Source organism: Microbacterium esteraromaticum, from assembly GCF_900163815.1.
Classification (GTDB): domain Bacteria; phylum Actinomycetota; class Actinomycetes; order Actinomycetales; family Microbacteriaceae; genus Microbacterium; species Microbacterium esteraromaticum_B.
This window is the reverse complement of the sequence record NZ_FUKO01000010.1, coordinates 14,448-41,048: the sequence shown is the minus strand read 5'-3', so window position 1 is coordinate 41,048 and position 26,601 is coordinate 14,448. Positions and strand designations below refer to the sequence as shown.

29 protein-coding genes are annotated in these 26,601 nt (G+C 67.2%); 12 read left to right on the top strand and 17 right to left on the bottom strand.

Annotated features, from left to right (window positions below):
* On the bottom strand, positions 1–399 hold a 399-nt coding region (locus tag FM104_RS02745), incomplete at its 3' end, for a hypothetical protein (protein WP_256971485.1).
* Positions 396–1,031 carry an acyl-CoA synthetase gene (locus FM104_RS02740; protein WP_087129931.1) on the bottom strand — a complete coding sequence of 212 codons (636 nt, stop codon included), beginning with the start codon at positions 1,029–1,031 and terminating at the stop codon, positions 396–398. The genes FM104_RS02745 and FM104_RS02740, both read right to left, overlap by 4 nt.
* Before the next feature lie 251 nt (positions 1,032–1,282).
* Here FM104_RS02740 and FM104_RS02735 point away from each other — a divergent pair, with 251 nt between their 5' ends.
* The 3 genes from FM104_RS02735 to FM104_RS02725 all read left to right on the top strand — a co-directional run bounded on the left by FM104_RS02735 (position 1,283) and on the right by FM104_RS02725 (position 3,508).
* Complete coding sequence (locus FM104_RS02735; RefSeq protein WP_087129930.1) at positions 1,283–2,200, top strand: helix-turn-helix domain-containing protein; 918 nt, start codon at positions 1,283–1,285, stop codon at positions 2,198–2,200.
* An 83-nt stretch (positions 2,201–2,283) separates the two neighbouring features.
* Positions 2,284–2,628 carry a PadR family transcriptional regulator gene (locus FM104_RS02730; protein ID WP_087129929.1) on the top strand — a complete coding sequence of 115 codons (345 nt, stop codon included), beginning with the start codon at positions 2,284–2,286 and terminating at the stop codon, positions 2,626–2,628.
* Positions 2,618–3,508, top strand: a complete 891-nt coding sequence (locus FM104_RS02725) for a DUF1700 domain-containing protein (protein ID WP_087129928.1) — start codon at positions 2,618–2,620, stop codon at positions 3,506–3,508. The genes FM104_RS02730 and FM104_RS02725 overlap by 11 nt, the downstream gene beginning before the upstream one ends.
* 136 nt (positions 3,509–3,644) lie before the next feature.
* Here FM104_RS02725 and FM104_RS02720 read toward each other — a convergent pair whose 3' ends face one another.
* The 3 genes from FM104_RS02720 to FM104_RS02710 all read right to left on the bottom strand — a co-directional run bounded on the left by FM104_RS02720 (position 3,645) and on the right by FM104_RS02710 (position 7,739).
* Entirely contained in the window at positions 3,645–5,234 is a 1,590-nt protein-coding gene (locus FM104_RS02720) for a hypothetical protein (RefSeq protein WP_179206644.1), read from the bottom strand.
* A gap of 247 nt (positions 5,235–5,481) precedes the next feature.
* Entirely contained in the window at positions 5,482–5,940 is a 459-nt protein-coding gene (locus FM104_RS02715) for a hypothetical protein (RefSeq protein WP_143738233.1), read from the bottom strand.
* A gap of 317 nt (positions 5,941–6,257) precedes the next feature.
* Entirely contained in the window at positions 6,258–7,739 is a 1,482-nt protein-coding gene (locus tag FM104_RS02710) for an MATE family efflux transporter (protein ID WP_087129925.1), read from the bottom strand.
* A 153-nt stretch (positions 7,740–7,892) separates the two neighbouring features.
* On the opposite strand from FM104_RS02710, the gene FM104_RS02705 reads away from it, so the two are divergent.
* Positions 7,893–8,690, top strand: a complete 798-nt coding sequence (locus FM104_RS02705) for an alpha/beta fold hydrolase (protein WP_087129924.1) — start codon at positions 7,893–7,895, stop codon at positions 8,688–8,690.
* Between the two features lie 6 nt (positions 8,691–8,696).
* Here the strand turns inward: FM104_RS02705 and FM104_RS02700 are convergent, their stop codons facing one another.
* Positions 8,697–8,876, bottom strand: a complete 180-nt coding sequence (locus tag FM104_RS02700) for a hypothetical protein (protein ID WP_087129923.1) — start codon at positions 8,874–8,876, stop codon at positions 8,697–8,699.
* Between the two features lie 54 nt (positions 8,877–8,930).
* On the opposite strand from FM104_RS02700, the gene FM104_RS02695 reads away from it, so the two are divergent.
* A complete protein-coding gene (locus FM104_RS02695) occupies positions 8,931–9,893 on the top strand; it encodes a J domain-containing protein (RefSeq protein WP_373407829.1) in 963 nt (320 codons plus the stop codon).
* Between the two features lie 36 nt (positions 9,894–9,929).
* Positions 9,930–10,589 carry a histidine phosphatase family protein gene (locus FM104_RS02690; protein ID WP_087129921.1) on the top strand — a complete coding sequence of 220 codons (660 nt, stop codon included), beginning with the start codon at positions 9,930–9,932 and terminating at the stop codon, positions 10,587–10,589.
* A gap of 4 nt (positions 10,590–10,593) precedes the next feature.
* Here the strand turns inward: FM104_RS02690 and FM104_RS02685 are convergent, their stop codons facing one another.
* Positions 10,594–12,138 (bottom strand): SulP family inorganic anion transporter, encoded by a 1,545-nt coding sequence (locus FM104_RS02685; RefSeq protein WP_087129920.1) that lies wholly within the window; start codon positions 12,136–12,138, stop codon positions 10,594–10,596.
* A gap of 301 nt (positions 12,139–12,439) precedes the next feature.
* On the opposite strand from FM104_RS02685, the gene FM104_RS02680 reads away from it, so the two are divergent.
* The 4 genes from FM104_RS02680 (at position 12,440) to FM104_RS02665 (ending at position 15,761) form a co-directional block, all read left to right on the top strand.
* Positions 12,440–13,306, top strand: coding sequence for a Rieske 2Fe-2S domain-containing protein (locus FM104_RS02680; RefSeq protein ID WP_087129919.1), 867 nt, complete (start codon positions 12,440–12,442; stop codon positions 13,304–13,306).
* Between the two features lie 74 nt (positions 13,307–13,380).
* Positions 13,381–13,761, top strand: coding sequence for a cupredoxin domain-containing protein (locus FM104_RS02675; protein WP_218778542.1), 381 nt, complete (start codon positions 13,381–13,383; stop codon positions 13,759–13,761).
* Between the two features lie 98 nt (positions 13,762–13,859).
* Complete coding sequence (locus tag FM104_RS02670; RefSeq protein WP_087129917.1) at positions 13,860–15,041, top strand: AI-2E family transporter; 1,182 nt, start codon at positions 13,860–13,862, stop codon at positions 15,039–15,041.
* Positions 15,042–15,110: 69 nt separating this feature from the next.
* Entirely contained in the window at positions 15,111–15,761 is a 651-nt protein-coding gene (locus FM104_RS02665; RefSeq protein ID WP_256971486.1) for an aspartate/glutamate racemase family protein, read from the top strand.
* 31 nt (positions 15,762–15,792) lie between these two features.
* On the opposite strand, the gene FM104_RS02660 is transcribed toward FM104_RS02665, so the two are convergent.
* Positions 15,793–16,203, bottom strand: coding sequence for a HEAT repeat domain-containing protein (locus FM104_RS02660; protein ID WP_179206643.1), 411 nt, complete (start codon positions 16,201–16,203; stop codon positions 15,793–15,795).
* Positions 16,204–16,225: 22 nt separating this feature from the next.
* Positions 16,226–17,599, bottom strand: a complete 1,374-nt coding sequence (gene dnaB / locus FM104_RS02655) for a replicative DNA helicase (RefSeq protein ID WP_087129915.1) — start codon at positions 17,597–17,599, stop codon at positions 16,226–16,228.
* 527 nt (positions 17,600–18,126) lie between these two features.
* Between dnaB and FM104_RS02650 the strand changes: the two genes are divergently transcribed.
* The gene (locus tag FM104_RS02650; RefSeq protein WP_087129914.1) at positions 18,127–19,131 is read left to right on the top strand and encodes a hypothetical protein; all 1,005 of its coding nucleotides are present in this window, start codon (positions 18,127–18,129) and stop codon (positions 19,129–19,131) included.
* An 85-nt stretch (positions 19,132–19,216) separates the two neighbouring features.
* The gene (locus tag FM104_RS16435) at positions 19,217–20,860 is read left to right on the top strand and encodes a hypothetical protein (protein ID WP_179206642.1); all 1,644 of its coding nucleotides are present in this window, start codon (positions 19,217–19,219) and stop codon (positions 20,858–20,860) included.
* 286 nt (positions 20,861–21,146) lie between these two features.
* On the opposite strand, the gene rplI is transcribed toward FM104_RS16435, so the two are convergent.
* The 8 genes from rplI to FM104_RS02605 all read right to left on the bottom strand — a co-directional run bounded on the left by rplI (position 21,147) and on the right by FM104_RS02605 (position 26,589).
* Positions 21,147–21,599, bottom strand: a complete 453-nt coding sequence (gene rplI, locus FM104_RS02640) for a 50S ribosomal protein L9 (RefSeq protein WP_087129913.1) — start codon at positions 21,597–21,599, stop codon at positions 21,147–21,149.
* An 11-nt stretch (positions 21,600–21,610) separates the two neighbouring features.
* Complete coding sequence (gene rpsR, locus FM104_RS02635; protein ID WP_087129912.1) at positions 21,611–21,865, bottom strand: 30S ribosomal protein S18; 255 nt, start codon at positions 21,863–21,865, stop codon at positions 21,611–21,613.
* 46 nt (positions 21,866–21,911) lie between these two features.
* Positions 21,912–22,412 (bottom strand): single-stranded DNA-binding protein, encoded by a 501-nt coding sequence (locus tag FM104_RS02630; RefSeq protein WP_087129911.1) that lies wholly within the window; start codon positions 22,410–22,412, stop codon positions 21,912–21,914.
* A gap of 5 nt (positions 22,413–22,417) precedes the next feature.
* A complete protein-coding gene (gene rpsF, locus FM104_RS02625) occupies positions 22,418–22,783 on the bottom strand; it encodes a 30S ribosomal protein S6 (protein ID WP_087129910.1) in 366 nt (121 codons plus the stop codon).
* A gap of 165 nt (positions 22,784–22,948) precedes the next feature.
* A complete protein-coding gene (locus FM104_RS02620) occupies positions 22,949–23,788 on the bottom strand; it encodes an ABC transporter ATP-binding protein (protein ID WP_087129909.1) in 840 nt (279 codons plus the stop codon).
* Positions 23,781–24,632, bottom strand: a complete 852-nt coding sequence (locus FM104_RS02615; protein WP_087129908.1) for an ABC transporter ATP-binding protein — start codon at positions 24,630–24,632, stop codon at positions 23,781–23,783. Before FM104_RS02615 ends, FM104_RS02620 begins: the two co-directional genes overlap by 8 nt.
* Positions 24,629–25,531, bottom strand: a complete 903-nt coding sequence (locus tag FM104_RS02610; protein WP_218778541.1) for an ABC transporter permease — start codon at positions 25,529–25,531, stop codon at positions 24,629–24,631. The genes FM104_RS02615 and FM104_RS02610 overlap by 4 nt, the downstream gene beginning before the upstream one ends.
* Entirely contained in the window at positions 25,528–26,589 is a 1,062-nt protein-coding gene (locus tag FM104_RS02605) for an ABC transporter permease (RefSeq protein WP_087129907.1), read from the bottom strand. Before FM104_RS02605 ends, FM104_RS02610 begins: the two co-directional genes overlap by 4 nt.
* Positions 26,590–26,601: the final 12 nt, after the last annotated feature.

The following is a 26,601-nucleotide window of genomic DNA, read 5'->3' as shown; positions in this document are numbered from 1 at the left end:
GGGGTCGCCGGGGTCGGCATCGGGGGCAGCCGCATCAGCAGCAGCATCCGCATCGCTGGCAGCGGCAGCAGGCGTCGCGGGGGCGTCTGCGGGGCTTTCGGCATCGAACAGGACGGGACGGTCGACGCGCTTGGTGACATCTGCCGGGTCGACGGCGAGCATGAGCATCGCGAGTCCGAGCAGGGTGATGATGAAACTCGCCCCGCCGACGACGAGCCCGAGAGCAACGGGGGTGAGCCCCTCGTAGGTGCCCTGTGCGATCGCGCGGTTGACGCGCGTGGTGAAGGCGCCGGTGGAGACGAGAGTCACCACCATGCCGAAGATGCCGCACACCAGCGCGATTCCCACGAGGTGCAGCGGACGCAGAATCTCGCGTCGCGTCGGCTTCTGGTCGGTCATGCGTATCCTCCATGGTCGGCCAGGCGGTCGGCCCCAGCATCCGTCTGAGCGTTCTTCTTGGCAGCGGGGGTGAGCCCCGCAATGCCGAGGAATACCGCCACGATTGCGGCATAGCCGCCGAAGAGTCCGACACCCAGGATGATGCCGGTGAGTGAGAACGTGCCGCCCTGCTCGACCGTGTACTCCTGCGCGAATCCGGCCGGAACGGCCAGCAGCAGAACGGCGAGCAGCAGACCCGCGGCGCCGAGGGTGATCGCATCGCGTGCGCCATCGGTTCCCTTGAACCGGATGCCGGCGATCAGCTCGACCACTCCGGTCACGGCCGCCCAGCTGATGACCGTGATGAAGAACAGATCGTCGGAACGCAGTGCCGGGATGCTGGCGGTCATGCCGAGCACGAACGAGAAACCGCTCATGATCAGGGCCGGCCAGCGCCTGCCGCTCGGGTAGATGATCACCGCAGCGAGCACGAGCACCAGTGCGGTCGCGATCGCGAAGCCCCCGAAGACCGAAAGACCGACGACAGCGGAGTGATCCGGCGAGAACGTGATCATGACGGCAGCGACCGCCGCCAGCGCAGCACGGCACAACTGCACGTGACGCGCAGTGAACGGGCGGGAAGGTGCGGGCATGACAGTCCTCGGATCGGCGACCTCACCAGTCTACGCCGGGGGTGAGTGGAGGTGGTTCGGCGGCTCCCCAGCCATCGCCGAACCTCCTCCACGCGGAGTCGGAGGAGGACGCCGCGGGCGGCAAAGTGTGTGCGGACGGGCCCGTCCACTGCCACCTGCCAGGCAAGCCATTCGCATCCGTCCCCAGTACGGATGCAGAACGCTCATGTGCCAATCTAGGGAAGCAGTCTTCACATACCGGAGGGGTTGCTGTGACGGAAGGCACGATTTCGAGCGGGGCGGAGCCGGCGTCGTTCGCAGAGGCGCTGCGCGCGGCGATTCAAGCCCGCGGAATCACCCTCGCCCGCCTGCACGATCGCCTCGCCGACCGCGGCAACGCCGTCTCGATGGCGACGCTGAGCTACTGGCGCTCAGGCGCCCGCCGGCCCGAAGGTGTGCAGTCTCTGGCGGCCATCGCCGATATCGAGCAACTCCTCGACGTGCCGCAGGGTGCGCTTCTCGGGCGGCTCGGTCCCACCATGCGCACCGGCCCACTCGGGCCCACCGCTTTCCCGTTCGAGGTCGAAACGCTCGAGGATCGGGTGCGCGAGACATTCGTTGCAATGGGTGGGCCATACCCGGATCCGACCCGCGAACTGATGATCCACGCCGTCACCGATATCGGCCCCGACCGGCAGGTGCTGCGCCGCACGACTCGACTGCTCGTGCAGGCGACCTCGGGCGTGGTCGCGGCGACGCCGTTCGTCGAGATGTCGCCGGGCGAGCCGATGCCCGCCCCCGAGTTCGAGGCCATCGGAGGTGGCCGCGTCTCGAAGACCTACTCGCACTCGAGCGACGAGGTGCACGGGTTCCTCTTCGAGTTCGATCGGCCGATCGAAGCACCCGAGTCGACGCTGATCGAATGGTCGGTGCGCTATCCGGATGGCTTCGCGATCACGGATGAGGCCGGCTACGGGGTGGCTCTGCAGGCCCGGGAGCTGCTGGTGTGGACGCGTTTTGACGCCGAAGCAGTCCCGGACTGGTGCGAAGAGGTCGAAGAGACGCCCGAGGGTGTCGTGGTCACGCGGCGCGAGCTCGACGGCGCCCGCTCGGTGCACGCGGTCAGACGCAACTTCGGCCCCGGGGCGCTGTCGATGCGCTGGGGCTACGGCGAGCGCCGCAGCGACTGACCCGGTAGTCGCGACCAGTCCGCGGCGCAGTTCGCCGCGAACCTTGCATTGCAATACTTGCATCACAAGGTTACGCTGGGGGCATGACAGAGAGCGCTGAGCGCATCGCCACGAACCTGCGTAAAGGGGTGCTCGAGTACTGCGTGCTGGCCATCCTCGCGGCGAACGAGCGATACGGGCTGGAGCTGGCCGGAGAGCTGCAGTCACGCGGCCTCATCGCCAGCGAAGGCAGCCTCTACCCGCTGCTGGCGCGCATGCGCGAGAACGGTCTCGTCGACACCCGCACCGTGGCATCCGGCAGCGGTCGCCCGCGGAAGTACTACACGATCACCCCGCTGGGGCGAGAGCAGCTGACGACCTTCGCAACCGTCTGGCGCACGCTCAGCACCGAGGTCGACACCATCCTCGAGGAGCATCATGACCGCTGAAGACGTCTACCTGCGCGCCGTAGAGCGGATGCTGCGCAGCATCCGCTCCGAGCACCGCGCCACCGTTCTCGATGACCTGCGTGCCCACTTCGCGGATGCTGACGACGCCGGGCGCTCTGTCGAGGAGACCGTTCAGGCACTCGGCACTCCCGAGGAGATCGCGGCGCGGGCGCGCGAAGAATTCGGGCGAGACGATGCGCGCGCGGAATGGGCGTGGCGGGTCCTGCAGGGCACGGCCGTCGCGCTGGCGCTGATCACCGGCGTGGTGGTCGCGTTCATCATGCCGAGTTACTCCTCCGTATCACCAGAGGGGCCAGCGACAACGACGATCGTCGAGCGGCTGGGATTGGCAATGGCGCTGGTCGCTCTCGTGCCCGCCTTGGTGGCTGCCGTTCCGCTGGTCGTTCCCCGGCGGACGCGGGCGGCAACCATCACGATCAGTGCTGTCGTGCTCACCGCGATGGCGCTGATCGGCGGCTTCTCGCTCGGCGGGTTCTTCCTTCCGACCGTGCTGCTGTCGTGGACTGCACTGATCGTGTGGGTGCGGTTGCGCGGTTCCGGCTTCGGCACCGGGTGGCGCATCACCGGGGCCGCGATGACGATCGCGCCGACACTCCTGCTGCTCGGCAGCGTCGGAATGGGCGGCGCCTTCGATATCAGCGCGTGGGCATGGCCGGTCCTGGCGGTGATCGTTGTTCTCGCGGTGCTGATCGGTCTCGGCATCCGAGCCGCCGGGTGGCTGCTCGCGGCAATCGGGCTCATCGGCACAGTCGCGGGACTCATCTCGGGCGGACTGCTCACCCTCTTGGTGATCTGGCTCGGAGGCTGGTGGCTGACCATCGGACTCGCCCATGCGGTGACGGCCCCGCGGCGGTCCTGAACCTGGTTCGCGACGGATGCGGGGAGCGGACGGATGCAGGGAGTTTGTACGGATGCAGGGCGACACGCCGGGGAATCTCTGGCCAGGCGTTCAAACTCCCTGCATCCGTTCCCGGAACAGTGAGTTCAGTTGGGGATCAGGCGGCCAGGGCCAGCTGGCGGCGGTGGCTCACCCGGTGACCGACCCAGAAGCCGATCGCGATGAGGCCGGCCAGCGCGATCCCAGTGACCCACGGCATTGTCGAAGGTGCAGCCCCTGCTGTCGCCGCAGCCAGCTCGGTCGATCCGGCTGCGATCTGCCCGTTGCCGTCTTGCAGTGAGGTCGCGCCGCTGGAGAGCTCCCCGCCGCCGGCGGCGAGCTGCGCTGTTCCCTCATCGACTGCGGTCGCACCCTGCGCGAGCGTGTCGACGCCCGTGCTGAGATCGGATGCGCCGGTGCTGAGCGTCTCGGCACCGACGGCGAGTTCTGCAGATCCTGCATTCAACTCGCTCGCACCGGCGCTCAGCGCGCTGGCACCCGCGTTGAGGCTGCTCGCTCCCGCAGAAAGCGACTGCAAACCGGCGGTGAGGTCATTGGCACCTGCAGCCAGTCGCGCGTTGCCGTCGCGCAGGTCGCCGGCGCCGGTGGCCACCTGGTTGGCGCCGCCCGCCAACTGGCTGGCCCCTCCGGCGAGGGCTGCTGTTCCTGCGGCAAGCTCATTCGCGCCAGCAGACAGGTCCTTCGCGCCGACCGTGAGCCCCACGGTGCCAGGCCAGCCCTTCGCCTGATCGCCGTTCACGAGCGCGTTCGCGCCACCCGCGACCTGCTGCGCACCGGCAGAGGCGCGCACCAATCCCTGAGCCAGCGATGAGGCCGCGGCGGTCGAGGCCGCCATGCCGTCTACCTGCTGATCGACACCCGCGGCCAGAGCCGCGAGGCCTTGCAGGGTCTCGTTCGTCGGGTCGGCGGCGGCGAGGCCGGCGAGTGCATCGGCGAGCCGCTGCGAGTTCGCGGGTGCAGCCTGCGCCAATCCCGCGAGCGCTTCGGCCGTCTCGGCCGTTGCCAAGACGCGCACCTCATTGGTCACACCTGCGGCAAGAGCGTCATTGAGCTGCACTGCCCCTGCCAATACCTGGCCCGAGATGTCGTGTGCGGCGCCGATGCCGGCCGACACTGTGGCAGCCCCATCGGCCACCTGTGCCGCACCGTCGCGGGCACTGCTTGCACCCGACTCAAGCTGGCTGGCGCCCGCGTTCACCTGCGCGGCACCGTCGGCGAGCTTTGACGCACCCGTACGTGCTGACGCGGCTCCATCCGCGAGCTTTGACGCACCGCCGTAGGCGCTGTGTGCGCCGGCATCCAACTCCCCCGCGCCGGAGGCCGCGCTGGCAGCACCCGCACTGAGACTGCTGGCACCCTCGGCGACGGACCGCGCTCCGGCCGCGGCTGACGTCGCACCATCGCGGACCTGCGCCGCACCTGCAGAGGCGTCTTGCGCACCGGCTGCGAGATCGCGCGTGCCGTCGGAGAGTTCCGAAGCGCCTCCGGCGAGGGTGCTGGCACCAGCTGCGAGCTCACTCGAGCCGTCGTGTGCCTTCGTCGAGCCGTCGGCGAGCTGAGCGGCACCGGCGGCGATCTGGCTCGTGGTCGCGAAATACAGGAAAACCATCGCTGCCAGCAGGACGCTGAGCACGATGACGGCGATGCGCATGCCAAGGCCATGCGTGTGGGTTGTTGCACTCGTCATTGAGAACTCCAGGGGTTGAGGCATCGTTGCCTCCGGAGAGCGTAGGGGCGAACACATACGCGAACGCCGACTCTTGCGTTCGAAACCAAGTCCCGGATGCCGTGACACTGAGTTTCTTGTACGGGATCGACAAGTCTGCTCGTTCCGTGCGTGCTCGCGCAGTGTCCGCGGAGCGCGATTCTGGAGAAATCGGTTCCCGCAGAGAAGCGTTCGATGACCTGGGCAGCCGCCACGGGGCCGCGTCAGGCTATGCAACGATGCGGATGCCGTCGGTCACGGTCGAGCGAACGACAGCGGTGGTCGCACGCGACGACTGCGCGAGCGGGGTAAGCACTCGAGGAGTCTGGATGCGGGGGGAGAGAACCTGCGGCTCGGGCGTCTTTTCCAGCGTGCGCTCCTGCCGCTTTTCCTCACGCGGAGCGCGCTCCGCGCTCTTGAAAACGCTGACCGAGAGCAGTCGCAGCAGCGCACCGACGACCAGGGCAGCCCCGAGCGCACCCAGCGAGACGAACAGCGGAGTCCACAGGCTGGCGAAGGATGCTGCCATGCTGAGCAGCGCGCCGACGATCCAGAGTCCGGTCGCGCCGCCCGCGAGTCCGGCTGCTCCGCGTGCGAGTGCGAAGACGATGACCAGCGTGCAGATCATCGCGATCACTGCCCCGGCGATCCCCAACGGCACAAAGACCGACATCAGCGCTTTTGTCATTGAAATAGTGGACATCGCACGACCCCCCGTCGTCGCGCACGCGTCTCGCGTGCGTCTGACACCCAGGCTACGCGCGGCCGCCGACATCGCACCTCAGCCGAGGGAACGATTCGGCATCATCCTGAAGGATGATTCGCGACACTCGCAGTCGACACTCGCAGTCGCCCCTCGCCCCTCGCCCCTCGCCCCTCGCCGAGTGCGCGGCATACACGCGCGAACAAGCCGTGCGCTCGGCGGCATCCCGTGCACTCGGGGCCAGTGCAGCGCACTCGAGGCCAGTGGAGCGCGCTCGGGGCGCGCGCAGCAGCGACAGTCGCTCAGCGGGAGCGCCGGGGCATCCGCATCCGGGTCAGCCGCGGCGGAACGATCGGCACGGGGGCGGTGAACACAGCATCCACCACCATCGAGCCGTCTGTCGGGCCGATGATCGCCATCGGTGTCGTGAGGGTGGTCTCGACGGGGTCGACGGTCATCTTCGCGAAGTCACGGTGCGCACGCACGTATGCCGGGATCAGGAGCGCCACGGCTCCCAGCCAGGCGAGCGGATTACTCAGGGCGACGCCGCCGAATCCCATCAGCGAGCCCAGCACAACGGCCGCCCCGACGCGCATGAACAGTTCGATCACTCCGGTGACGGTGGGCACGAGCACCCGGCCGATGCCTTGCAGCACACCGCGCAGCACGAACAGCACCCCGAGCAGCGAGTAGCTGACGCCGTTGATGATGAGCATGAGGTGCGCGAGCTCGACGACCTCGTCCGCGCCGTCTCCGACGAACAGCCGCACCACCGATGCGCCGAACGCGATCATGATCGCCCCGAGAATCGCCGAGGTGATCACAGCCATCCAGATCGCCTGCTTCGTGCCGCGGCGAATGCGATCCGGGCGACGGGCACCCAGATTCTGCGCGGCGTACATCGAGGCTGCGAGGCCGAGTGACGCGAGGAACGCGTTCGCGAGACTGTCGACGCGGGATGCTGCGGTGTATGCGGCGACGGCTTCGGCGCCGAGGGTGTTCAGGGCGACCTGCACGGTGAGCGCACCGATCGCGATGATCGAAGCCTGAAAGCCCATCGGCAACCCCAGACGCAGGTGCTCGACGATGGCGTCGCGGCCGACCTTCCAGTCTTCGCGGCGTACATGCAGCACGGGCAGCCGGCGCCAGACGTAGAGCAGGCACAGCAGCACCGACACCGCCTGAGCAATGACCGTCGCCAGCGCCGCACCGGCGACCCCGAACGCGAGGGGGCCGACCATCAGAATGACCAGGCCGACATTCAACGCGCACGAGATCGACAGGAACACCAGCGGAGTGGTCGAGTCGCCGATCGCGCGGATGATCGCCGCGAGGTAGTTGAAGAACATGATGGTGCTGCCGCCGATGAACGTCACCTGCGTGAAGACCGTCGCCTCCCCCAGCAGCTCGGGCGGCGTCTGCAGCAGCATCAGGAACGGATGCGCCATCAGCGGCCCGGCGACGGTGAGGATCAGACTGGTGCAGGCGGTGAGCAGCGTTCCGGTCGCCACCGAGCGGCGCACGCCCCTGGCATCCCCGGCTCCGAAGGCCTGCGCCGTGGGGATCGCGAAACCGCTGGAGAGCCCCCACGCGAAGCCGATCACGAGGAAGATCAGACTGCCCGTCGAACCGACTGCTGCGAGCGAGTTCACCCCGAGCTGCCGGCCGACGACGATCGTGTCGACGAACTGGTACAGCTGCTGCACGACGTTGCCGATAGGCAGCGGCACGGCGAACGCGAGGATGACGCGCCAGGGGCGCCCTGTGATGAGAGTTGTTGCCATGAGAAGTTCTCGAAGAAAGAGGGCGAGCTGGAGGGAGGCGCCAGGACTGTCACGGCACCACGGACGAGTGTATCGAATCGATTCGCTAGATTCCTGAGCACAGCGCGCTTTATTCCCGGCCTGCCAGAAGCGGCGCGGGTGGATGATGGAAGGGTGGCTATCCCATTGGCAGACCTGACGAACATGCCTCATCCGCAATATGTCGAGGTGGGTGAAGGCGTCGCCCTGGCCGCGTACTCGTGGGGCGATCTCGATGCTCCCGCGGTGGCGGTGGTGCACGGTTTCGCATCGAGTACGCGCGACACGTGGGTGCTCACCGGGTGGGCGCGGATGCTGGAGCAGGAGGGCTACCGGGTGCTCGGCATCGATCTGCGCGGGCATGGCGCGAGCGAGAAGCCGCATGACGCCTCGGGCTATACCGTGCGGAATCTGGCATCCGATATTGAGACCGTCCTCGACACCTTTCTCATCGACGAACTGTTCTACGTCGGATACTCGCTCGGCGCACGTGTCGGCTGGGAGGTCGCCCGCGACCTCGGCGACCGCATCCCGCGGGCCGTGCTCGGAGGCGTACCCGATGGCATCCCGCTCGAGCATCTGGAGATCGATCAGGTGCGCCGCTACATCGCCGATGGCACCCCCGTGACCGACGAGCGCACGCGCAGCTACATCGCCCTGACCGAGCGCGTGCCCGGGAACGACTTCGAGGCACTGCTCGGCCTGGCCTGCGGGCTGCGCGATTCAGGGCTCATCGACCCCGACCCGGCGAGCGCTCCGCCGCAACCGGTGCTGTTCGCGACCGGCGCCGAGGATGCCGTGCTCGAAGGTTCGCGGCACCTGGCATCCGCCGCCCCGCAGAGCACCTTCTTCGAGATTCCCGGCCGGCACCATTTCAATGCGCCCGGGTCGAAGGACTTCCGGATGGCAGCGCTGGAGTTCCTGCGCGGGTGAGCCGAGTCAGTCGTCGGAGCCGCGGAAGAACGTGCGCATGAAGGCGAACACCGCGATGGCGACGACGACGACGATCGCGAGCTTCGCGATGAACCACAGCACTGAGAAAAGAATGCTCACCAGCCACCAGGCGATGACAACCGCCACGATGACGCCGAGAATGGTCCAGATAGTGCCTTTGGTCATCCCCTCAGCCTACCGATTCGGCGCAGACACGGCCGCGCCGTCTAACGTGTGATCGTGACCTTCGACGGCCCGCTGGCAGCATCCGCTTACGAACTCCTCGGCGTCGCGACCACGGTCAGCGACGACGAGCTGCGCCGCGCATACAGGCTGCGATTGCGGCAAACGCATCCCGACACCGGGGGCGACGCGGCGCTGTTCATTCGCGTGCAGCGCGCGTGGGAGCAGATCGGCTCGTCGGAGGCCCGAGCCGCGTACGACCGAGGTCGCGACACGGGCGGGCAGTGGGCATCCGCGCCGACCACCCGCGCATGGACCGGAACCCGGCCGCGCACGACCTCGTACGGACAGGCTGGAGCGTGGCGGCGGCGGCGCTACCGCGAGATGCTGCGCGCACACCTCGGTCGTGAACTGACGGATGCCGAGGCCCACGACCCCGCAATCGTCCGCGCGGCGCCGTGGGAGGTGCGGCGACTGCTCGCGGATGCCCTCGCCGAAGAGGCGACCGCGTCGGCGATCGACGGATTGGGAATCGGATTCACGGCCTGGCATGACGTCGACTGCGGTGTGGCGTGGGGGGATCCGGATGCTGCGGACGCATCGGTCACCGGCGGCGGCGCGATTCTGAAGCTCGACCATGTCGTGCTCGCACCGTCGGGGCTGTACGGATTGATGTCCGAGGATTTCGGCGGGGACGTGCGCTTTCGACAGGGCGAGGTGATCGGCGCGACCGTGGGTGCGAGCACGCCGATCGCCGATCTGCTCACGCGGATGCGGGTGATCTCGCGCGCCGCACGGGTGCGGTTCGGCGGGGCCATTCTCATCCTCCCCGATGAGGATCTGCATGATGCGGTCGCTTCGCTGGGGCGTGTGCGCAGCATCCCGGTGACTGTCGTTCGGCGCAGCGCTCTGCGCACAGTGCTGCGGAATGGGGCGCCCGGGGCGCGAATGCTGGGCGGCAACGAGGTGTTCGATGTGCGCACGCGGCTGACGCAGGCCGTGCGCGTGCTGACGGAGTGAAGCCCGATCGACCATGCTGCGCGGTACGGTGGCCGAATGAGCACCACCGATCCGCTCCCCGATCACCCGGCACCCGACAACCCGCAGGGCAAGCTCGTGCTGCTGCGGCACGGCGAGACCGAGTGGTCGCGGACGGGCAGGCATACCGGACTCACCGACATTCCGCTCACGTCGCACGGCGAAGAGCTGGCGCGCGCGGCCGGAGAGCTGGTGCGCGATTACGATTTTCGGCTGGTACTGAGCTCGCCCCTGCAGCGCGCGGCGCGCACGGCCGAGTTGGCGGGGCTGGATGCTGACATCGATCCGCTCCTGGTCGAGTGGGACTACGGCGGCTACGAGGGTCGCACCACGAAGGACATCCGCGCCGAGCTCGGCTACAACTGGACGACCTTCGAGCACGGGGTGATCCGCGGCGAGACGACGCCGGGCGAGACCGTCGAAGAGGTGGCGGCGCGGGCGTCGCGTGTGCTCACCCGGGTGCTGCCCGCGATGGTGAAGGGCGATGTGGCGCTCATCGGGCACGGCCACTGCCTGCGCATCCTCACCGCCGTGTTCCTGCGGCAGGCTCCACGATTCGCGGCCTCGATCTCGCTCGATGCGGGGTCGGTCTCCGTGCTCGGCTATGCCCGCGAGCAGCCGACGATCCTGGCCTGGAACCACGGTCCGCAGCTGCCGATGGCGGCCGCGGAGTCCTGACCGTTTACTCGCCCGCGCCCAGCTCACCGCGCAGGCGGCCGTGGAACTGCGTGGTGGCGTCGTTCATCCCCTCGAAGGTGACGGATTTGCCCTGACGCTGGTACTTGGTCTCGATCGCGTCGAGCGCGGCGACGGTCGAGGCATCCCACACGTGCGAGCGTGACATGTCTATGACGACGCGCTCGGGGTCGCGGGTGTATTCGAACTGCGTGGTGAGGTCGTTGCTCGAGGCGAAGAACAGCTCGCCGTTCACTTCGTAGCGCGCGACGGACTCGGCCTCGCCCGAGGCATCGTCGGAGACGTGCCGGGTGACGGTGACGAAATGCGCGACCCGGCGGGCGAAGAGGATCATCGCGGTGATCACGCCGACGCCGACGCCGATCGCGAGGTTGTGCGTCCAGACGGTGATGGCGACGGTGACCACCATCACGAGGGTCTCGCTCTTCGGCATCCGCTTCAGCGTCGACAGACGGATGCTGTGCCAGTCGAACGTGCTCACCGAAACCACGATCATCACCGCGACGAGCGCCGCCATCGGGATGATGGCGACGATGTCACCGAGCACGACGACGAGGATCAATAGGAAGACGCCGGCCAGGAAGGTCGAGATGCGGGTACGCGCACCCGAGGCCTTCACGTTGATCATCGTCTGGCCGATCATCGCGCATCCGCCCATGCCGCCGAACGCGCCGGAGAGGATGTTCGCGATGCCCTGCCCGAATGCTTCACGCGTCTTGCGGGAGTGGGTGTCGGTGATGTCGTCGACCAGCTTGGCCGTGAGCAGCGATTCCAGCAGTCCGACGACCGCGACGGCCGCCGCGTACGGGAAGATGATGCCGAACGTCTCCCACGTCAGTGGCACGTTCGGGATGAACAGCTCGGGCAGGCTGCGCGGCAGCTCGCCCTGATCGCCCACCGTCGGGATGCTGATCCCGATCACGATTGCGGCGCCGGTGACCAGGATGATCGCGATGAGTGGCGCGGGCACGACCCGCGTGAACCGCGGCATCAGGTACATGATGAGGATGCCGGCGGCGACCAGCGGGTAGACGAGCCAGGGCACGCCGATCAGCTGCGGCACCTGAGCGGCGAAGATGAGGATCGCCAGGGCGTTCACGAAACCGACCATGACGCTGCGGGGGATGAAGCGCATAAGCTTCGCGACGCCGAGCGCGGCGAGCACGATCTGGATCGCGCCCGCCAGCAGCACGGTGGCGATGAAGTAGTCCATCCCATACTCGCGCGCGACCGGCGCGATGACGAGGGCGACCGCGCCGGTCGCTGCAGTGATCATCGCCGGTCGTCCGCCGAGGAACGAGATCGCGACGGCCATCACGAACGAAGAGAACAGGCCGACGCGAGGGTCGACGCCCGCGATGATCGAGAACGCGATCGCCTCGGGGATGAGCGCGATCGCGACGACGAGTCCGCCGAAAACCTCCCTGGTGAGGATGCGGGGGCTTCGCAGCGCCTGCATCACCGTCGGTTCGATCCGGTAGCGGTACGCCGGATCCTGGGCGGGATCGTGGGCGGGGGCGACGGCGGTCATGGGGGCTCCTGTCGGAACGTGGTGAGTCAGGTTGCGGCGAGCGCGCACAGTGCGGCGGCGTGTGGATGCCACGAAACGCGGATGCGGAATGCGAATGCCACATGCGGCGGCGACGCGGCGCACTCCGTAAAGTCTCGCAGAGTGCAATAGTGCGGACGAACAACGGCGACCGGTCGGGATCTTCACGCAGCGCGCGACACGCCAGAGAATCTTAGCCACCGCACTGACCGTTCTCAACGGCATCGCCCCGGGCCCTGCGTACACGTAGAGTGCCCGCACGATGACCGATCTGGAGGCCAGCATGAGCAAGCTCAAGAGCGCGGCGGAGTGCGCGATCACTGCAGTCGAGAAGGAAGAGCGCCTCGACGAGATTTCAGAACCCGTGGCGGCGGCGGTCAAGAAGGCCACGGGTCGTCGCGGGGTCAAGAACCTGCTTTCGGGAACGTGGCTCGGGCACGCGCTGCACCCGGTGCTCACCGACGTGCCGATCGGTTCCTGGCTCGCCGCATCGGTACTCGATCTGACAGCTGGTGACGCCGGGGCGGATGCCGCGCGCCGCCTCACCGGTTTCGGCGTGCTTGCCGCGGTGCCTGCCGCCGCCTCGGGAGCATCCGACTGGTCGGACAGCTACGGCGCCGAGCAGCGCGCGGGCCTCGTGCACGGGCTCGCCAACTCCGTCGGCACCACGCTGCAGATGGCATCGTGGTTCGCGCGTCGCCGCGGGGCACGCGGCGCGGGCACGGTGCTCAGTCTCGCTGGGCTCGGCATCACTCTCGCAGCCGCCTATCTGGGTGGACACCTCTCGTTCGTGCGCGGCACCGGCGTGAACCGCACGGCGTTCGACGAGCCAGCCGATTCGTGGGTCGACGTCGCGGCCGAGACCGAGCTCTCGTCGGACAAGCCGGTTCGCGTGGATGCCGATGGCGTCGCCGTCGTACTCGTGAAGCACGAGGACACCATTCGCGCGCTGTCTGCCACCTGCACCCACGCGGGCGGACCTCTCGATGAAGGGCACATCGACGATGCCGGGTGCATCGTGTGCCCGTGGCACGGCAGTCGGTTCCGTCTTCGCGACGGTGCGGCCATGCGTGGTCCGGCGTCGGTCGATGAGCCGCGCTGGGACGTGCGCGTGGCGGACGGGCGGGTGTCGGTGCGCGCTGCGGACTGACGGCGCGCAGAGCCAGCGCTCCGACGATGCGGGAGGATGGATGCATCATCTTTCCTGTGCGAAGAGGAGCACCCGTGTCACACCTTCGACGTCCTGCGATGACGTTCGCCGCGCTGGTCGGCGCGACGCTGCTGCTTCTCACCGGATGCGCCTCCGGACCCGAAGTCGACCCGACGGGCGACACCACCGAGGTCACCGTCACCGTGAACGGGATGCGCTTCGTTCCCGACGTGATCGAGGTGCCGAAGGGCAATGACCTGGTGGTCACTTTCGAGAACACCGGAACCGAGGTGCACGACCTCGTCTTCGAGAACGGTGCGGGCGGCGAGCATATGGCGCCCGGCGAGAGTGAAGTGATCGACGTCGGCGTGATCGGAAGCGACCTCGACGGGTGGTGCTCGGTGAGCAACCACCGCGAGATGGGCATGGAGCTGACCGTTCAGGTCACCGAGTAAGGCCGGGTTGCGCAGAGCGGATGCTGCGTAGCAACCCCTATCCGCCGCGCGCGGTCAACCGGCCCGAGCAAATCCGCCGTGAGGCTTAGGCTTCACGCATGGCCCTGTTCCGCAGTGATCGCGCCCGCCGCATCCAACTCGACCAGACGACCGTCGAACCGCGGGCGACGCGTGCGCCGTGGAGCCTCTGGGCGGATGCTTTCGGGCGGTTGAGCATTCGTGCTCTGCAGATTCTGCTGGTTGTCACGGTCGCCGCGGGCATCGTCTTCGTGATCCAGTCGCTCACTCTGGTGACGATTCCGCTGGCGATCGCGCTGATCATCGCGTGCGCCTTCGCACCGGTGATGAACTGGATGCGCAAACACCACGTGCCTGATCTGCTGGCAACTGTGGTCACGCTGCTGACCATCGTCGTGGTGCTCGGCGGGGTGAGCTGGATGATCGTCTGGGCCGTGCGCAACCAGTGGGATGACCTGTACAAGCAGGCTCAGGAGGGCATCGAGCATCTGATCGCCTGGGTGAACACGCTTCCGTTCCAGCTGTTCACGCCCGAGCAGGTGCAGGAGTGGACCGACGCCCTCACCGATTTCGTGACCAGTTCGCAGTTCGGGTCCGGTGCGCTGGCAGGTGTCGGTGCGGTGGCGACGTTCTTGACCGGATGCGTGCTGCTGGTCACGATCCTCTTCTTCTTCCTCAAGGACGGGCCGCGGATGTGGGAGTTCCTGCTGCGCCCGTTCCGCGGAGAAAGCGAAAACCGCGCGCGCCGCATCGGCCACAAGACCGTGCACGTTCTCGGCTCCTACGTGCGCGGCACGGCCACGGTCGCGCTGGTGGATGCTGTCGGCATCCTCATCGGTCTTCTCATTCTTCAAGTACCCCTGGCCATTCCGCTTTCCGTGCTGGTGTTCCTGCTGGCCTTCATACCGATCGTCGGTGCGACGCTTGCCGGAATCTTGGCGGCCAGCGTGGCGCTGGTGGCCAACGGCTGGGTGAGCGCACTGCTCGTCGTCGGCGTCGTCGTGCTCGTGAACCAGCTCGAGGGCAACCTGCTGCAGCCGGTGCTGATGGGTCGCACGATGAAGCTGCACGCCTTCGTCATCCTGGTCGCGTTGGCTGTCGGCACGGCGCTCAGCGGCCTCATCGGCGCAGTGCTCGCCGTGCCGACGACGGCCGCGGTGTGGGGCATCATTCAGGTGTGGGATGGGCCGAACCTGCCGGCGAAGTGGGCGCGGAAGAAGACTGTGAAGCATCGGGCGGTCGAAGCATCTGTTGCCTCGTAGGCTGACCGTATGAAGACGATCGGGGTTCTCGGCGGAATGAGCTGGGAGTCGTCGCTGGAGTAGTACCGCCTGGCGAACGAACGCGTTCGCGAAAGGCTCGGTGGGCATCACTCCGCAAGGGTCCTGCTCGATTCGCTGGACTTCGCCGACATCGAGCAACTGCAGGCGGACGGGGACTGGAACGCGGCCGGTGCGCTCCTCGCCGAGCGAGCGAGGAAACTGCAGGATGCCGGCGCTGGCGTCATCGTACTGTGCACGAACACGATGCATATCGTTTCGGATCAGATCGAGGCCGCCATTTCGGTGCCCTTTGTGCACATCGTCGACAGCGCAGCCGAAGCCATCAGCCGCGCGGGTCTGCGCACCGTAGGTCTACTCGGCACAGCTTTCACGATGGAGCGTCGGTTCTATCGCGACCGTCTCACCAAACACGGCATCGCCACCGTGATCCCGAATGCTGATGACCGCAGAGCCGTGCACAGCGTCATCTACGACGAGTTGGTGCACGGCATCATCCGCGGGGAATCGCGCGACCGCTACCGAGAGGTCATCGAACGAGTCGTCGCCGCCGGAGCCGAGGGCATCATCTTGGGATGCACCGAGATCGAGCTGCTGATCTCAAGCGAGGGCTCACCGGTGCCGGTTTTCCCGACGACGGCGATTCATGTGGATGCTGCGCTTTCGGCCGCTGAAGACGGGTCCTCCTCCGCACGTGCATGACCCCCACGAGCGCTGACAGGCGTTGGTCTGGTCAACTGACGACTCGCATCGATGCGCGTTCGGCCGCGCGCTGCACTCGCATGTTCGGGTCGTCGCGCAGTTTCGCGAGCAGAGGCAGAACACCTTCGATTCGGCGGCGCGCGCAGACTTTCGCCGCCATCTCCCGCACTCGCCAGTGTTCGTCGGAGAGAGCATCGATCACCTCTGGCGCAGCGCAATCGGCAAAGACGTAGAGCAACCCGCGCAGTGCCCACACTCTGAGCCAGTAATCCGGGCCGCCCACGTCCCCCGTGATCGCCCACCGAGCGGGAGGCCCACCCAACGCATAGATGAACTCCGGATCGACGTCGCGTCCGGCAAGAAGGGCAAGGCAGTCGGCGACCACCGCGTCGTCACCGCGCAACGCGCTTTCGCGCCTGACCCGCTCACCTGGAGTACTCACTGGAGGTCGACGGTCCGAACGATCAGTTGAAGTCCCCGCCAGGTGCCATATCCGCAAACCGTGAGTAGTGCCCCTGGAAGGCGACGTTGATCGTCGCGGTAGGGCCGTTGCGGTGCTTCGCGACGATGAGGTCGGCCTCGCCGGGGCGCACGTCCTTGTCGTAGACCGAGTCGCGGTGCAGCAGAATCACCATGTCAGCATCCTGCTCGATCGATCCCGACTCGCGCAGGTCGCTGATCGCGGGCTTCTTGTCGGTGCGCTGCTCGGGGCCACGGTTCAGCTGGCTCAGTGCGATCACCGGCACCTGCAGCTCTTTGGCGAGCAGCTTCAGCGCACGCGAGAACTCCGAGACCTCTTGCTGACGCGACTCGACGCGCTTGCCGCTGGTCATCAGCTGCAGGTAGTCGATGATGACCATGCGCAGGCCGACGCGCTGCTTGAGCCGGCGGCACTTCGCTCGAATCTCGACGAGCGTCATGTTCGGGCTGTCGTCGATGTACAGCGGCGCATCGTTGATGCGGCCGCGGGTGGACGCGACGGTCGTCCAGTCGCGCGGGTCGAGCGTGCCCTTGCGCATGTTCTGCAGCGGAATGCCGCCCTCGGCGCTGAGCAGACGCATCGCGATCTCGCTCTTGCCCATCTCGAGCGAGAAGAAGATCGAGGGAAAATCGTGGCCGATGGATGCTGCCCGAGCGAAGTCGAGCGCGAGCGTCGACTTACCCATGGCGGGTCGAGCGGCGACGACGATCATCTGGCCACCATGCAGACCGTTGGTCAGTTCGTCGAGTTCGCGGAAGCCGGTCGGGATGCCGGTCATCGATCCGTCACGGCCGTTGGCCGCCTCGATCTCTTCGACCGCGGCATCCACCGCGACGGTCAACGGCACATAGTCTTCGGCGGTCTCGGTGCCGGTTACCGAGTAGATCTCGGCCTGCGCGTTGTTGACGATGTCGGTCGCGTCGCCTTCGCCGGCGTAGCCGAGCTGCACGATGCGAGTGCCGGCGTCGACGAGGCGGCGCAAAATGGACCGCTCAGAGACGATGCCCGCGTAGTAGCCGGCGTTCGCCGCGGTGGGAACGATCGAGGTGAGCGTGTGCAGGTAGTCGGCGCCGCCCGCGCGGCCCAGCTCGCCGGTCTTGATCAGCTCGTCGGTGACGGCCACCACATCGGTCGGCTCGCCGTGCGAGTACAGCGAGAGGATCGCCTCGAAGATGAGCTCGTGCTTGGGCACGTAGAAGTCGGCGCCCTTGAGCGACTCGATCACGTCTGCAACAGCATCCTTCGAGAGCAGCATGCCGCCCAGGGCACTCTGCTCGGCGAGGATGTCATGCGGCGGGGTGCGCTCGGGGCGGCGCGACCCACCAAGTCGTTCTTCAGAGATATCTGCGATCGACACCGTGCTCCTCCCCTGGCTGAAGAGTCGCGATCACGGCGCATTCAGCGGACACGACCGGAACGGGTTTCCGGCGGTGAACAGCAGTGAAACACCGACCTCGGACATCCGGTCTCCACCAAGCTAAGAGCCCTGCGTTCGAGACGCAACACGGCCTGTGGATAACTCTGTGGAGAGTCTGCGGAGAACGCCGGAGTGTCTGTGCAGAACGCCTGTGGATAACCCGGTGGAGAAGGTACCGCGGACACTTTTATATCCGGTTTGAACTGGGCTTTTATTGGTCCCCACCCTGTGGATGAGATTCGACCTAAAGACGAGATTGAAGGTTATTGGCGTGTTGATCCACATGTGTAGAACTTGGGGATTGTCAAGTGGGAATGCAGCCCGGGCGTTGCGCCGCTGAAGGCGCCCTCGGGTGCGCTCTCGCGCATGGTTGCTATAGACGTTGCGTGTCGGATGGGGTAGCGTCGCGGCCACGTAGACACGTGATCAGGCACACCTGAGGGGCAGGGGCCATGAATGCTGAGGCGATGGGACGCCGCACACCCGCGGTGATTCTCTGGGGAGCCATGGCCGTGCTCGCATGGGCCCTCTTCGCAGCGCTCTTCAGCGGCGGTCAGGCTCACGCTGATGAGGGTGACGATCCCAAGCCCCTGACCGGCCTCACCAACCTGGTGAGCGGCGTCGTGTCGAAGGTCGTCGATCCGGTTGCGGAGTCCACCGCAGATACCGTGACGCAGGTGACGGCGCCGGTCGTCGACACGGCCAAGAAGGTCGTTGAGAAGACGGCTGACACGGTCGCCACCGTCCCGGTTGTCGGAAAACCCGCCACGGATGCCGTGGATGTAGCACGCAAGACCGTCACCGCTGTCACCGACACCGTGACCACAGTTGCCACGAACGCACCGGTGTCGTCGATCGTCCGCCCGGTGACCGAGGTCGTTCGCAAGGTCCCCGTGGTCGGCGACGCGCTTGAAGACCTTGGCGCGGTAGAGCTTCTCGACACATCAGCGGCTGCTGTCGATGAGGTCGTCGGCGCCGTGACGCCGGTTGTCGAACACACCGTCACTCCGGTGATCGATGCGCTCGAGCCGCAGCCGGCAGACGTCGACGCGAACGCGAGTGCCGATGCGGATTCGGACGCAGATGCCAGCATGCCCGCTGCTGCGCCCGCGCTGCAGCATCCCGAAGCCCTGGTGCCAGCATCCGCTGCATCCGACATCTCGGCAATCGCAGTCCTGCTGCGTGGTGCATCGTTCGCAACCGCTCGGCAGCCGTCCGCCGTCGAGCCCGAGGCCAGCGTCTCGTCGGCAGCTGTGCCCGCAAGCGGCCCGATGGGACCAGCTGCGGGACCTCCGCTCACGCTCACATCGGCCACGTCGTCCGCGGGGCCGGGCGGGTCTTCCAGCGGCATGAATGCCGCTCTGCATCATCTTTCGGCGCAGCTACGAGAGGCCGGTGCGCTCACGCGCGTGCCGGAGGACTCTGTCCTGCCGCCGTCGGCCGTCGGTCGCACCGACGTTTCTCCTGGTTGACGAGTGGTGAGCCGATTCCGTATCGGCAGACACCGGCTGCGCTTCCGTGCAGCTTTCCACTCGTACAAGATCAGGAGATTTCATCATGCGTACTATCGCAAAGCACGCCCTCTGGGGTGTGGTGATCGCCGGCGGCATCTCGCTGCTCGGCGCATCCGCTGCCAACGCGGCGGAATCCAACGGCGACGACAGTCTGCTCGGCGGATCACAGATCCTGGCGCCGGTGACGGCGCCGATCAAGGTGCTCGGCAACGCTGTATCGGTGCTGGGCACCAGCGTCGTTGAGTCCACTCCGGCCACGGCGCCGGCGGACCCAGCCGCGCCTGCAGATACGGCTCCTGCCGTACCTGCACCCGCACCTGCACCCGCACCGGCACCTGCACCCGCACCCGCGCCGAGCGCGCAGACCAGCGGTGACAACAGCGTGGCATCCGGCACACAGGCGATCGTGAAGGTCGACGTGCCGGTCACCGTGAAAGACAATGCGGTGAACGTGCTGGGTTCATCTTCGGCGAAGGCTTCTGCGGCGCCAGCACCGGCACCGGCGTCAGCACCGAAGGCGAACGCGGCTCCGGCCGCGCCGACTCCGGCTGCGACGACGTCGGGGAGCGAAAGCGTGCTCTCGGGCACGCAGGCGCCCATCTCCGTCACCATCCCGGTGACGATCTCGGGCAACGCGATCTCGCTGCTGGGCAACAGCGGCGCGGCGCAGACCGAGTCGGCTGACGCGGGCACGTCAATGGCAGGAGATTCTGCCGTCGACGCGGAGACGGACGGAACGGATGCCGTTCTCGGCGGCACCCAGGTGCTCGCACCGATCACCGCGCCGATCTCTATGGTGGGTAACGCCATCTCGGTACTCGGCACCGGCACGGTGAACGGAACCACCGCACCGGCCATGCCGGCCATGCCGAACAACGAGGAACCGACCAACACCGCCACCACCGGCGGAACGGACAGCATCCTCGGCGGCACACAGGTGCTCACACCCATCACCGCACCGATCACCGCGATGGGCAACGCCATCTCAGTGCTCGGCACCGGCACGGTCACCGGAAACACCACACCGGCCATGCCGGCCATGCCGAACAACGAGGAACCGACCAACACCGCCACCACCGGCGGAACGGACAGCATCCTCGGCGGCACACAGGTGCTCGCACCCATCACCGCACCGATCTCTGTGGTGGGCAATGCCATCTCAGTACTCGGCACCGGAACAGTCACCGGAAACACCGCAGTCCCCACCACGGGTGCTGCGGGGGGACCCGCGATGACGAACGGCATCGATTCGCTGCTCGGCGGCACGCAGCTGTTGCTTCCGATCACCGCGCCGATCACCATCGGTGGCAATGCGATTGCAATTCTCGGCGAGAGCACGAGCGTCGACCCGGGTACGGGTACTACCCCGGGAACCGATCCTGGGACTGACCCAGGCACGGACCCCGGCACCAACCCCGGCACCGACCCCGGCACCAACCCCGGCACCAACCCTGGGACTGAGCCCGGCACGGATCCTGGCGCTGAGCCCGGCACCGACCCGGGCGCTGAGCTCGGAGCAATGCCGGCCGCGGTCGACATGAGCGCATCGCACCAGACCGCGCGCAGCGCTGACGCCAGCATCCTCGCCATGACTGGCGCGGATGCTATGTCACCGGCTGTGGGCGTGCTTGCCGCGATGCTGCTGCTGATCGGAGGAGCACTCATCCGCCGCACGCGAACCGTGTGACGCGAGCAGCCGTGCTCGTCTGCCGGGGGAACTCCGGTGGACGAGCGCGGCGCGCCGTTCCGCACCTGCCAGCCAGGCCCCGAGGCGCCAACAGTCTGGGGGCCCAAAGTACACATGTCGGACCGTTTGCAGCATCCGGTCCGACATCTGGCGTGTCGGCCCCCAGACTGTACCGGCGTACCCGTCAGCGCACGACCACAACCCGTCCACACCCGCTCGGCCCCCACCCGAAACGCAGAAAACCCCCGGCATCCGAAGATAACCGGGGGCGTTCTGTAACCGAGAATTACTTCGCGGCGACGACCTGCAGGGTGATCACTGCGAGGACGTCTTCGTGCAGACGAACTGTTGCCTCGTGTGCGCCGACGACCTTGATCGGGGCGGCGATGTGCACCTTGCGCTTGTCGATCGAGCCCAGGCCCGCTGCCTCGACAGCAGCGGCCACGTCGGCGGTCTTCACCGAACCGAACAGGCGGCCTTCGCCACCGGCCTTGACCGACATGCGAACCTTGGTGCCCTCGAGCTTGTCCTTGAGAGCCTTGGCCTCGTCGAGGTCATGGATCGCGCGAGCCTTGCGGGCGGCCTGAATCGACTCGACCTGCTTGGCACCACCGCGGGTCCAGGAGACCGCGAGGCCCTGGGGAACGAGGTAGTTGCGGGCGTACCCGTTCTTGACCTCGATGACGTCACCGGCGCTTCCGAGCCCGGAGACCTCGTTCGTGAGAATCAGCTTTGCCATGTCAGCACCCCTTAGCGGCCAGCGCCGGCGTAGGGAAGAAGAGCCATCTCGCGCGCGTTCTTGATGGCGCGTGCGATGAGGCGCTGCTCCTGAACGGAGACACCGGTGATACGACGGGCGCGGATCTTGCCGCGCTCCGAAACGAACTTGCGAAGCGTTGCGACGTCCTTGTAGTCAATGACGCCCACGCGGATCGACTTCGCGGGAGCGGTGGGCTTGCCACCCTTCCGCGGCTTGCGGCGATCGCCGCTCGACTTTCCAGCCATGAGTTTTCCTTAAGAGATGAGATCGGATGCCGCAGCATCCGGAATGTTAGAACGGGGTGTCGTCGCCGAAGCTGCCCGGAGTGCTCCAGGCATCAGCACTCGTCGAACCGGGTGTGGACCACGGCTCTTCCGAGACCTGCTGCTGCTGTTGCTGCTGCGGACGGGACTGCCCACCGCCGGTGGAAGCGGCCCGCGTGACCTGTGCCGTCGCGTATCGCAGCGACGGACCGATCTCGTCAACCTCCAGCTCGATGCTGGTGCGCTGGTTGCCTTCGCGGTCCTGGTAGGAGCGCTGACGCAGACGGCCCTGCGCGACAACACGCATGCCCTTCGTCAGCGAGCCCGCCACGTGCTCAGCGAACTCGCGCCACACCGACGCGCGGAGGAACAGCGCTTCGCCGTCCTTCCACTCGTTGGCCTGGCGGTCGAACGTACGCGGCGTCGAGGCGATGGTGAAGTTCGCCACCGGCAGACCGTTCTGCGTGTAACGCAGCTCGGGATCTGCGGTGAGGTTGCCCACCACGGTGATGACGGTTTCGCCGGCCATTGTCCTTAGACCTTCGCGACCTTGGGCTTGCGGGCAGCCTTCTCCTCGGCGCGCTTGGCCTCAGCGGCAACCATGGCCTGTGCTTCTTCAGCACGCAGAACCTTGGTGCGGAACACGAGCTCGCTCAGCTTGAGCTGGCGGTCGAGTTCGTGAGTGGCCTCACTCGTCGCGGTGAAGTTGACGACGGCGTAGATGCCTTCGTTCTTCTTGTTGATCTCGTAGGCGAAACGGCGCTTGCCCCATACGTCGACCTTGTCAATCGAGCCACCATCGTTGGTGATGACCTTCAGGAACTTGTCGAGGTTGGGGGCAACCTGGCGCTCGTCCAGCTCGGGGGTCAGAATGACCATGAGCTCGTACTGGTGCGTCACTTACCCACCTCCTTCGGACTAGAACGGCTACCGGGACTTTCCCGGAAGCAGGAGGGTGTTGTGCACGTCGTCCGCCCAGGAATCCCGAATGGATGCCAGAAGGCAGACAACCTCAACAGCTTAGCGGACATCCGGGCGCGTCGCGAAACTCCCGCGCGCTCGAGGTCAGCGCGCCACCGCGGGCACGTCGGCCCAGATCGCGCGCTCGGCGGCCGACGGCGCAGCGGGAATGCGCCCCATTCCGTCGGGTTCCGGGATCGCGGCGAGCAGCGCCTGCGTGTACGGATGCTGCGGATCTGCCCAGATGTCGACTGTCGGCCCTGACTCGAGCACCCGCCCTCCGAACATCACGAACGTGCGATCGGCGATGCGCTGCACGACGGCGAGATCGTGCGAGATGAACAGCATCCCCGCTCCGGCCTCGGAGACGAGGTCGCGCATGAGGGCCGCGACGCTGGTCTGCGTCGACGCGTCGAGTGCCGAGATCGGCTCGTCGGCGACGAGCAGCTGCGGACGAGCGGCGAGTGCCCGCGCGATGGCGATGCGCTGCTTCTGCCCACCCGAGAACTGGTGCGGATACTTGGAGACGGATGCTGTCGGCAGCCCGACCTTCTCCAGCCATTCCTCCACGCGCGAGCCCTCGGCTCCGCGGGCACGGGCGGTGGCGATGCCGTCGGCGATCTGGTCGCCGATCCGGCGCCGCGGATTCAGCGAGGTCGACGGATCCTGGAACACCATCTGAATGCCGGTCAGCGCCTTCGGCCGACGGCGCACCCGCATCGGCGTCACCTCGCCATCACGGAATCTCACGGTGCCGCTGGCGAGCTTCTCGATCCCGACGGCCGCACGAGCAAGGCTCGATTTGCCACTGCCGGATTCGCCCACCAGCGCCACGGTCTCACCCGCGGCGACCTGCAGTGACACTTCTTGCACGGCGACGACCGGCGGATTTCCCGGGTAGCGCACGCTGACGCTCTGCACGTCGAGGACCATCGCATCAGACATCGTGCTTCTCCTCGTCGGTCGTCGGGTCGGCAGCATCCGCACGCTCGGCAGCATCCGCTGCGGGAACCGGTGCCTCCAGCCCCGACCCCGGCAGCGCCGCGAGCAGCTGCCGCGTGTATTCGTGCTGCGGGTCGCGGAACAGCGTGGCACGGTCGGCGTGCTCGACGACCCGGCCATCCTTCATCACGGCGACTTCATCGGCGATCGCGCTCATCACGCCGAGGTCGTGCGTGACCAGCAGCACGGCGAGCTGACGCTCTTCGGCGAGCTCGCGAAGCAGGGTGAGGATGCCGGCCTGCACGGTGACATCGAGCGCGGTCGTCGGCTCGTCGGCGAGCAGCACATCCGGGTCGCAGGCGAGAGCGCACGCGATGGCGATGCGCTGGCGCTGACCGCCGGAGAACTGGTGCGGGTAGCGCCGAAGCGCCTCGGCCGGGTTCGGCACCTGCACCCGCTCGAGCAGCTCTATGGCCCGTTCGCGCGCTGCCGCACCGCGCAGGCGAAGGTGCACCTTCATGTGGTCGGTCAGCTGCCGCCCCACCGGGATCTGCGGATGCAGAGAGGCAGACGGATCCTGGAAGATCATCGCGATCCGGCGACCGCGGATGCGGTTGAGCGCGCGGCGGCGCATGCCGAGCAACTCGGTGCCGGCGAGGGTGATCGATCCGCCGGTGCGGGCGTGCCGCGGCAGCAGGCCGAGCACCGCCATCGCACTGAGCGTCTTCCCAGAGCCGGACTCGCCGGCCAGGCCCTGAATGCGCCCGGCTTCGAGCCGCAGCGACAGGCCCTTCACGAGCGGGCGGCCGATGTCGACGGTGAGGTCGCGGATGTCGAGGACGCTCATGCCGCGCCTCCTGACGTGGCGAGCTCGGCACGCTTCTCGTGTGCAACCTCTGCCGTCGGGTCGAGCACGTCGCGCATCGCGTCGCCGAGGAAGTTGAACGCGAGCACCACGGTGAGAATGGCGAGTCCGGGGAAGACCCCGAGCCACCAGGCGTCGAAGTTCTGCATCGCCGACGAGATCATCGATCCCCACTCGGCCATCGGCGGCTGCGCGCCCAGCCCGAGGAACGACAGGCCCGAGAGCAGCAGGATCGCCGCGCCGATGTCGAGCGTCGCCAGCACGAGCAGGGGTCCGGCGATGTTCGGCAGGATGTCGACGATGAGCGTGCGCGCCGGCGAGTGGCCCAGCAGGCGCCCGGCGATGACGTAGTTCTGACCGCGCAGCGACAGCACGATGCTGCGCGTGACCCGAGAGTACTGCGGCCACGAGACCACGATCGCCGCGATCACCGCGTTGAACAGCGAGGGGCCGAGCGATGCGGCGACGACCATCGCGAGGATCACCGTCGGAAACGCCATGAACAGGTCGGTGATGCGCATCAGCGTCTCATCGAGCCAGCCGCCGAAGTATCCGGCAAGCGCGCCGACGACGGTGCCGATGATCATGGCCGCGATCACGAGGGTGAGCGCGAGCGGGATCGTGACGGTGGCACCGGTCATCAGCCGGGAGAAGATGTCCCGGCCGTTGCCATCGGTGCCGAACAGGGTGTCGATGCCCGGTTCCTGCAGGCGAGGCAGCACCTGCGCGTTGGGCTCGAAGGGCACCCACCACTGGGCGGTGAAGGCGATGATCACCCAGCCGACGGCGATGACCGTGCCGATGATGCCGAGCGGGGTGCGCCAGGCGCGCGGCCAGCGCAGTTTGAGGCGCATCGGCATGCGCGGCTCACGGAGGCTCATGCGATCCTCACTCTCGGATCCAGCACGCCGTAGAGCAGATCGACGACGAAGTTGATGAGCAGGTAGATGATGCCGACGATCAGGCCGACGCCCATGATGCCGGGCAGGTCGAGGTTCGCCGCCGAGTTGTAGGCGTAGGTGCCGAGACCCGGCCAGGCGAACACCGACTCGACCAGAACAGTGCCCGACAGCAGCGCTCCGAAGGCGACGCCCACCACGGTGAGCACCGGCAGCGCGGCGCCGCGCAGCACGTAGTCGATGACGACGCGCATCGCGGGGAGCCCCTTGGCGCGCGCCGCGCGCACATAGTCGCTGGCGAGCACCTCGAGCACCGAGGTGCGGATGAAGCGGGTGAGCAGACCGATCGTCACGAGCGACAGCACCATGACCGGCAGGGCGAGGTGCGCCATGGCATCGGCCCAGCCGACGCCGTCGCCGTTGAGCAGGAAGTCGATCGTGTACATGCCGGTGACCTTCGGCGGCGGGATTATCGACGGCGAGATGCGGCCGGATCCTGGCGCGATGCGCAGCTGCAGGAAGAAGAAGTAGAAGCTGACCAGCGCGAGCCAGAACGTAGGCACGCTCAGTCCGATCAGCGTCACGACGCGCACGATCTGGTCGGTGACCAGGCCGCGGCGGTACGCGGCGAGGGTGCCGAGCACGAGACTGACCGCAAGGCTGAGGATGATCGCGCAGATGGCGATCTCGATGGTCGCCGGCACGGCGGATGCCAGATCGGCGGTGACCGGCTGCCCGGTGACCAGGGACGTGCCCAGGTCACCGCGCAGCAGGTTGCCCATATAGATGAAGTACTGGACGAACAGCGGCTGATCGAGTCCGTGCGCCTTGATGAAGGCTTCACGCGTCGCCGGGTTCTGCGATGCTCCCTCACCCAGTGCAGCAGAGACCGGGTCTCCGGGTACGAGGTTGGTGAGCAGGAACGTCACGATTGTGACGCCGATCAGCAGGAGAACGGAGGTGCCGACCCGGCGCAGCAGGTACCCCGCGAGGGGGGACCGCTTGCGCTGCGCCTGGGTCTGCACCGCCACTGTCGTCATATCGTTCGCTCC

What these genes read in the sequence shown, in the direction of transcription:
- FM104_RS02740 (WP_087129931.1), bottom strand. Translation starts at nt 1,031, where the DNA reads ATGCCCGCACCTTCCCGCCCGTTCACTGCGCGTCACGTGCAGTTGTGC.
- FM104_RS02730 (WP_087129929.1), top strand. Translation starts at nt 2,284, where the DNA reads ATGACAGAGAGCGCTGAGCGCATCGCCACGAACCTGCGTAAAGGGGTG.
- FM104_RS02725 (WP_087129928.1), top strand. Translation starts at nt 2,618, where the DNA reads ATGACCGCTGAAGACGTCTACCTGCGCGCCGTAGAGCGGATGCTGCGC.
- FM104_RS02720 (WP_179206644.1), bottom strand. Translation starts at nt 5,234, where the DNA reads ATGACGAGTGCAACAACCCACACGCATGGCCTTGGCATGCGCATCGCC.
- FM104_RS02715 (WP_143738233.1), bottom strand. Translation starts at nt 5,940, where the DNA reads ATGACAAAAGCGCTGATGTCGGTCTTTGTGCCGTTGGGGATCGCCGGG.
- FM104_RS02710 (WP_087129925.1), bottom strand. Translation starts at nt 7,739, where the DNA reads ATGGCAACAACTCTCATCACAGGGCGCCCCTGGCGCGTCATCCTCGCG.
- FM104_RS02700 (WP_087129923.1), bottom strand. Translation starts at nt 8,876, where the DNA reads ATGACCAAAGGCACTATCTGGACCATTCTCGGCGTCATCGTGGCGGTT.
- FM104_RS02690 (WP_087129921.1), top strand. Translation starts at nt 9,930, where the DNA reads ATGAGCACCACCGATCCGCTCCCCGATCACCCGGCACCCGACAACCCG.
- FM104_RS02685 (WP_087129920.1), bottom strand. Translation starts at nt 12,138, where the DNA reads ATGACCGCCGTCGCCCCCGCCCACGATCCCGCCCAGGATCCGGCGTAC.
- FM104_RS02680 (WP_087129919.1), top strand. Translation starts at nt 12,440, where the DNA reads ATGAGCAAGCTCAAGAGCGCGGCGGAGTGCGCGATCACTGCAGTCGAG.
- FM104_RS02670 (WP_087129917.1), top strand. Translation starts at nt 13,860, where the DNA reads ATGGCCCTGTTCCGCAGTGATCGCGCCCGCCGCATCCAACTCGACCAG.
- FM104_RS02650 (WP_087129914.1), top strand. Translation starts at nt 18,127, where the DNA reads ATGGGACGCCGCACACCCGCGGTGATTCTCTGGGGAGCCATGGCCGTG.
- FM104_RS16435 (WP_179206642.1), top strand. Translation starts at nt 19,217, where the DNA reads ATGCGTACTATCGCAAAGCACGCCCTCTGGGGTGTGGTGATCGCCGGC.
- rplI (WP_087129913.1), bottom strand. Translation starts at nt 21,599, where the DNA reads ATGGCAAAGCTGATTCTCACGAACGAGGTCTCCGGGCTCGGAAGCGCC.
- rpsR (WP_087129912.1), bottom strand. Translation starts at nt 21,865, where the DNA reads ATGGCTGGAAAGTCGAGCGGCGATCGCCGCAAGCCGCGGAAGGGTGGC.
- FM104_RS02630 (WP_087129911.1), bottom strand. Translation starts at nt 22,412, where the DNA reads ATGGCCGGCGAAACCGTCATCACCGTGGTGGGCAACCTCACCGCAGAT.
- FM104_RS02620 (WP_087129909.1), bottom strand. Translation starts at nt 23,788, where the DNA reads ATGTCTGATGCGATGGTCCTCGACGTGCAGAGCGTCAGCGTGCGCTAC.
- FM104_RS02615 (WP_087129908.1), bottom strand. Translation starts at nt 24,632, where the DNA reads ATGAGCGTCCTCGACATCCGCGACCTCACCGTCGACATCGGCCGCCCG.
- FM104_RS02610 (WP_218778541.1), bottom strand. Translation starts at nt 25,531, where the DNA reads ATGAGCCTCCGTGAGCCGCGCATGCCGATGCGCCTCAAACTGCGCTGG.
- FM104_RS02605 (WP_087129907.1), bottom strand. Translation starts at nt 26,589, where the DNA reads ATGACGACAGTGGCGGTGCAGACCCAGGCGCAGCGCAAGCGGTCCCCC.